Genomic DNA, 6,828 nt, shown 5'->3' with positions numbered 1-6,828 from the left:
CCGCTAGTCCGTCTTATGCCTGTCGCATCTATTCAGGCGCCCTACGCTTTTCGTTGTTGTCTAGCTCCGGGCGCCAGATGCTCGGGTCATAAGTCAAATTAGCTTTGCGGCAAAGGGCGCCACGCCGCTAGTCCGTCTTATGCCTGTCGCATCTATTCAGGCGCCCTACGCTTTTCGTTGTTGTCTAGCTCCGGGCGCCAGATGCTCGGGTCATAAGTCAAACTAGCTTTGCGGCAAAGGGCGCCACGCCGCTAGTCCGTCTTATGCCTGTCGCATCTATGCAGGCGCCATACGCTTTTGTTAGTTCTCAGAAATCTGCATAAGAAGTTGTAATTCCTCTTCCGTCAATTCCCGGTAGGATCCAAGTGGTAGATTTTCATCTAAAGTAAGTGGTCCCATTGAAAGGCGCTTCAGATAGACAACCTGCTTATCGACTGCCGCGAACATTCGCTTCACCTGATGAAACTTGCCTTCTGTAATCGTCAATTCAATTTCCGATAGCTCTGCCGACTTCAAGATTTGGAGTTTACCCGGCTTCGTCAAATAAGCATCGTCCAGTATGACGCCTTCCGCGAATCGCTCTACATCCTCTTCCGTCACTACGCCTTCAATATGTGCATAATACGTTTTCGGCACACCTTTTTTCGGAGACAATAAATTATGAGCTAGCTTGCCATCGTTCGTCAGCAACAGGAAACCTTCCGTATCCTTATCCAACCTGCCCACAGGAAATGGCTCGAAGTGACGTTGGTCCTCATCCAACAAATCGATAACCGTACGATCTCTGTTATCTTCTGTCGCCGATAACACGCCTTGTGGTTTATGCATCATTAGATAAACAAATTCCTTATAGACAACTCGTTCGCCTAGTATCGTTACTTCATCTTTCAGCGTATCGATATGCAACGCGGCATCTTTCACTGTTTCCGCATTGACGCGGACTGCACCTTTTTTCATTAACTGTTTAACTTCTTTTCGTGAGCCGAAACCCATATTTGATAATAATTTATCTAACCGCATGTAGTTATCTCCTTAACCCTAACTTGTTGGTCAATCGCGTCAAGCGATCGCCGAATAATTTCTGTGCCAGACCTGTTTTGAACGACAAATAGCCGTAAATAGCCGCTCCTACGATGGCACAAATGATAACGTATAGAAGTGCATGTATCTTTCCGCTAGCGGGACTGATTGCCGTCAACCCTTTTAGGGTAGCAACAACCGAGATCAGCATGACAAGGTTTAACACCCCGATGAGGATTAACCTTCTAAATACCATCTGAGATTTGTAACCCAACGTCTTTTTAATGACTAAGATATTAATACCAACCGCAATGCCATAACCAATAGCAGTCGCTATAATGGCTCCGTTCGTTTCAAACGCTTTAATAAGTGGAATATTGAGCATCAGTTTGAATAACAGACCGAGCAACGACGTGAATACAATCCACTTATGACGATCGATACCTTGCAAGATGGCTGCTGTCACTGTATATAATCCAAACAACACGGCAACGGGTGCATAACTTGCTAAGATGGCAGATCCCATTTCACTCTTATCGTAGAGGGAATAATAGATTTCATTCGATAATGCCATTAAGCCTAGCACCATCGGAATCGTCAAAAACAACACGATTTGATACGTTTGATCGAGTGAGCGAGTAATTCCCTTTTGATTGTTTTTTGCATAATAACTCGTAATAACAGGAATGAGTGCCATTGAAAATCCGGTGGCAACCATGACAGGAATCATCACGAATTTATGTGTAAGCATATTTAACATACCCAAATACGTATCCGAAACTGTCGACTTTCCAATCGATCCCATCGCTTCATTGAATGTAATCATGTCGACAAATTGATAGAGCGGGTTAATGACACCTACCAGAACGAAAGGCACAATATAAGCCAGTACTTCTGTGTACATATCTTTAATGGATACATCACTTGCTGGGGGACTATTTGCTAGCAGTTGATCAAACTCCGGTTTGTAACTTTTCCAATACTTAAACAGAACCGCTAAACCAGCAAGGGCTCCGATAAAAGCCGCAAATACAGAAAAATTCACTGCTACCACCGGTGATTCATGCATGAAGTTAACAACGATGAATGCCCCTACAAGGACAACAACGATTCGGACAATCTGTTCCACTAACTGGGAGACGGATGTCGGCATCATCTTCTGATTGCCCTGCAAGAACCCGCGCACGATACTCATCAGCGGAACAGCGAGTAGCGCGTAACTTACCCAACGGATGACACTTGCAATCTCATCCACCGTAAAGACTTGGTCTTCACTGCTACGAACTAGCCTTGCAAGTGGTTCGGCCATAAAATACAGCGTCAAAAAGGAAACAACTCCAGTTATCGCCATGACCATCATGCCCGACTTAAGCATTTTTCGCCCCGTGGCATAATCACCAAGCGCATTATACTTGGAGACAAATTTTGAAATTGCTAGTGGAGCACCTGAGATTGCAATCGCTAGCGCAATATTATAGGGAACGTAGGCATATTGGTACAACGCAATATTATCTTTCCCGACTATTGCATAAAAAGGTACAAGATATAATAGACCGAGCGCTTTTGATAAAAATAGCCCGATCGTCAAAATGGCACTGCCTTTTACAAGATTCGATGACATGTATGATCCTTCCATTCTACAAAAATCTACTTTATACAGTTTACCCCCAGATGACACATTTCACAATGACTAGCCGAAATTTGTGTATAATAAAGAAAAACTGAAAGTGTGGTTTCCAATATGTATGACGTCATAATCATCGGTGGGGGTCCATCAGGATTGATGGCTTCTATCGCTGCGGCTGAAAATGGTCGCAAAGTTCTCTTGCTCGAAAAAGGAAAAAAGCTTGGTAACAAGCTAGCTATTTCCGGGGGAGGACGCTGTAATGTAACGAATCGCTTGCCGCAAGAAGAAATTGTGAAAAACATTCCAGGGAACGGTCGATTTTTATATGGGCCATTCTCCGTATTTAACAATGAGGATATTATTCACTTTTTCGAAGGGCTCGGTGTTGCATTGAAAGAAGAAGATCACGGGAGAATGTTCCCCGTTTCAAACAAAGCAAAAGATGTTGTCAACGCTTTGCTAACGGAAATGGATCGTTTACATGTGGAAGTGAAATTAGAGACGCGTGTTAAAAAGCTATTGATGAACGATGAAAAAATCCTAGGCGTCCGATTAGAGTCTGGTGAGGAAATCCGCGCACACGCAGTTGTCTTGGCTGTTGGTGGAAAAGCAGTCCCTCAAACGGGTTCGACGGGAGACGGCTATCCATGGGCCGAGAAAGCCGGTCATACAGTGACTACACTCTACCCTACAGAGGTGCCACTATTATCCAACGAACCGTTCATCGTGTCAAAAGAATTACAAGGGCTTGCCTTGCGTGATGTTGCGGTTTCCGTCTTAAACACCAAAGGTAAAACACTGATTACCCATCAAATGGACATGTTATTTACTCACTTCGGATTGAGTGGTCCTGCTATTTTACGTTGCAGCCAATTCGTCGTCAAAGAACGTATGAAAAACGGTAACCAACCCGTTGAAATGCGCATCGACTCCCTACCTGCCATGAATGAAGAAAAAGTATTTCAAACGCTACATGCGATGCTAAAAGAGGATTCAACAAAGGCTGTCAAAAATGTGCTAAAAGGACTCACACCTGAACGCTGGTTGCTCTTTTTATTCGACCGAGCTGGCATTGATCCGACCGAAACCGGCGCTCAAATGTCCGCTGAAAAAATGCGATCTTTAGCAAAATTACTTAAGGCTTTCCCGATGAATGTCAATGGATCACAACCAATCGAAAAAGCATTCGTTACTGGAGGTGGCGTCTCCGTAAAAGAAATCGTGCCAAAAACAATGGCCTCCCGTAAAAAAGACGGGCTCTATTTCTGTGGTGAAATCTTGGATATCCACGGCTACACAGGTGGCTATAATATTACGTCTGCACTTGTGACCGGAAGAATTGCTGGAATGAGTGCCGGGGAGTTTGCTTTAGAACAATGATGCATGAAAAAAATCCGCAGAAGAGGCTCACCTCTTCTGCGGATTTCATTATCTTGCTGAAGCAAGTAATCCTCCGGAGGATGTCACAAATTTTGAAAAGAGTTAATTGCGCAAGCGCAATTCAAAATTTGGACACAATTACGCCGAGGCGTAATTGATTATCCGGCAACTACAATATTAATCAGTCTGCCTGGAATTGCGATGACTTTTTTCACTTCTTTACCTGCTAGAAGTTCTTTCACATGCTCATCTTCCACTGCCAACTTCTCAAGTTCGTCCTTCGTTACATCTTTCGATACAACGATCTTCGCGCGTACTTTACCATTGATTTGAACAGCCATTTCAACTGTATCATCAACCAATTTCGATTCATCATACGTCGGCCATGCTTCGTACGTAATCGTATCGCTATGACCTAGTTTCTCCCACAGTTCTTCAGCTAAATGCGGCACAATTGGTGAAATCATTTTAACGAAGCCTTCCACGTATTCTTGTGGAATTGAATCAGCTTTATAACCATCGTTAATGAATACCATTAACTGAGAAATCGCTGTGTTATTACGCATTGCTTCAAAGTCTTCAGTCACTTTTTTCACCGTTTGATGATACACTTTTTCAAGCGGTCCGCCTGTTTGACCACTGATTTTCGCACTCAATGTACCATCCTCATTAACCAATAGACGCCATACACGGTCAAGGAATCGGCGTGCACCGTCGAGTCCGTTCGTTGTCCATGCTTTTGAACCTTCCAACGGCCCCATAAACATTTCATATAAACGAAGTGAGTCAGCACCGTGTGAATGCACGATATCGTCTGGGTTCACAACGTTCCCTTTTGATTTCGACATTTTTTCATTACCCTCACCAAGGATCATTCCTTGGTTAAATAATTTCTGGAATGGCTCTTTCGTTTGAACCACGCCAATATCGTACAGCACTTTATGCCAGAATCGTGCATAAAGAAGGTGAAGCACTGCGTGTTCCGCACCACCGACGTAAATATCTACTGGTAACCAGCGCTTCGCTAGTTCAGGATCGATAATCATTTCATCGTTATCAGGATCGATGTAGCGCAAGTAATACCAACAACTACCTGCCCATTGCGGCATCGTATTCGTTTCTCGGCGACCTTTCATGCCTGTTACAGGATGTACCACGTTAACCCACTCTGTAATATTCGCTAGTGGTGATTCACCTGTACCACTCGGTTTAATATCAGTTGTCACCGGTAATTTCAACGGTAAATCAGCTTCGTCAACCGGTGTCATTGTGCCATCTTCCCAATGTATAATTGGAATCGGCTCACCCCAATAACGTTGTCTTGAGAACAACCAGTCGCGAAGACGGAACGTAATTTTCTTCTCACCCTTGCCTTGTTCTACGAACCAAGCGATTGCTTTTTCGATTGCTTCTTCTTTCCCTAAGCCGTCTAGGAAACCAGAATTGATATGTTCGCCTTCTCCCACAAACGCTTCTTTTGAAATGTCGCCACCTGCTACAACTTCAACGATTGGCAGATTAAATTCTTTCGCGAATTCATAGTCACGCTCGTCATGCGCAGGAACCGCCATGATTGCGCCTGTTCCGTACGTAGCAAGTACATAGTCTGCAATCCAAATCGGCATTTTCTCGCCGCTCGATGGGTTAATTGCGTAAGCACCTGTGAATACACCGGTCTTCTCTTTCGCAAGATCCGTACGCTCAAGGTCACTCTTCATTTTTACATCATTAAGATATTTTTCAACTGCTGCTTTTTGCTCAGCTGTCGTAATTTTCTCAACCAACTTATGCTCTGGTGCAAGCACCGCGTAAGTTGCTCCGAAAATCGTATCTGGGCGTGTCGTAAATGCTTCAAACGACAAATCTGTACCGTCAATTTCAAACGTCAGCTGTGCACCTTCTGAACGACCAATCCAGTTACGTTGCATATCTTTCAAGCTTTCCGGCCAATCCAACTCATCCAAATCCTCCAACAGACGATCTGCATAATTCGTAATTCGCAATACCCATTGACGCATTGGACGACGCTCAACCGGATGCCCACCACGTTCAGATAACCCATCAATTACTTCTTCATTCGCAAGTACTGTACCAAGTGCTGGGCACCAGTTAACAGCCACTTCATCAACGTATGCCAAGCCTTTATTGTACAGTTGGATGAAAATCCACTGTGTCCATTTGTAATACGAAGGATCTGTCGTATTGATTTCTCGATCCCAGTCATACGAAAAACCAAGGTCATTCATCTGACGTTTAAATGTTGCAATGTTTTTCGCTGTAAATTCAGCAGGATCATTGCCTGTATCTAGCGCATATTGCTCTGCCGGTAGACCAAATGCATCCCAGCCCATCGGATGCAGGACGTTATAGCCCTGTTTCCGCTTGAACGAGCTCAAAATATCCGTTGCGATATAGCCGAGCGGATGCCCAACGTGAAGCCCCACACCTGATGGATATGGGAACATATCTAGCGCATAGAATTTCGGCTTTGACGGATCATCCGTCATTTTAAATGTTTGATTGTCCTTCCAAAACTGTTGCCACTTCTTCTCAATTTGACCGTGATTGTAACTCATGTAAAATTCCTCCTCTTCAAAATCTGTGACATCTGCGGGTCGACAGGATGTCGATCATGCAACGGGGAAGGATTGAATAGCATCCTTCCTTGTCGCCACAGGACGTGGCGCACTTAGGTTGCCTTCCTTTATTTTCATTCAGCAGTAGTTTTCTGTAGCTGACGCTTCGCTTTCAGTACAAATACATTTGATGAATGAAAATAAAAAACTCCCGTCCCTTAAAAA

Annotated in this window: 4 protein-coding genes; 1 reads left to right on the top strand and 3 read right to left on the bottom strand. The window is 44.1% G+C overall.

From position 1 onward, the window contains the following. Nucleotides 1-300 precede the first annotated feature (300 nt). Entirely contained in the window at nt 301-1,020 is a 720-nt protein-coding gene (locus ACIQ0H_RS10395) for a pseudouridine synthase (RefSeq protein WP_403414029.1), read from the bottom strand. A 4-nt stretch (nt 1,021-1,024) separates the two neighbouring features. Then, a complete protein-coding gene (locus ACIQ0H_RS10390) occupies nt 1,025-2,641 on the bottom strand; it encodes a putative polysaccharide biosynthesis protein (RefSeq protein WP_403414027.1) in 1,617 nt (538 codons plus the stop codon). A 120-nt stretch (nt 2,642-2,761) separates the two neighbouring features. On the opposite strand from ACIQ0H_RS10390, the gene ACIQ0H_RS10385 reads away from it, so the two are divergent. After that, nucleotides 2,762-4,027: a BaiN/RdsA family NAD(P)/FAD-dependent oxidoreductase gene (locus tag ACIQ0H_RS10385; protein WP_403414025.1), complete on the top strand. Its 1,266-nt coding sequence runs from the start codon at nt 2,762-2,764 to the stop codon at nt 4,025-4,027. Nucleotides 4,028-4,185: 158 nt separating this feature from the next. Here the strand turns inward: ACIQ0H_RS10385 and leuS are convergent, their stop codons facing one another. Continuing rightward, on the bottom strand, nt 4,186-6,603 hold the full coding sequence (gene leuS / locus ACIQ0H_RS10380; protein ID WP_403414023.1) for a leucine--tRNA ligase: 2,418 nt from the start codon (nt 6,601-6,603) through the stop codon (nt 4,186-4,188). Nucleotides 6,604-6,828 lie beyond the last annotated feature (225 nt).

This window comes from Sporosarcina sp. NPDC096371 (genome assembly GCF_044762865.1).
In the GTDB taxonomy this organism is placed as follows: Bacteria; Bacillota; Bacilli; order Bacillales_A; family Planococcaceae; genus Sporosarcina.
Note: the sequence above shows the minus strand (reverse complement) of the source record. Positions and strands in the feature narration are given on the sequence as shown.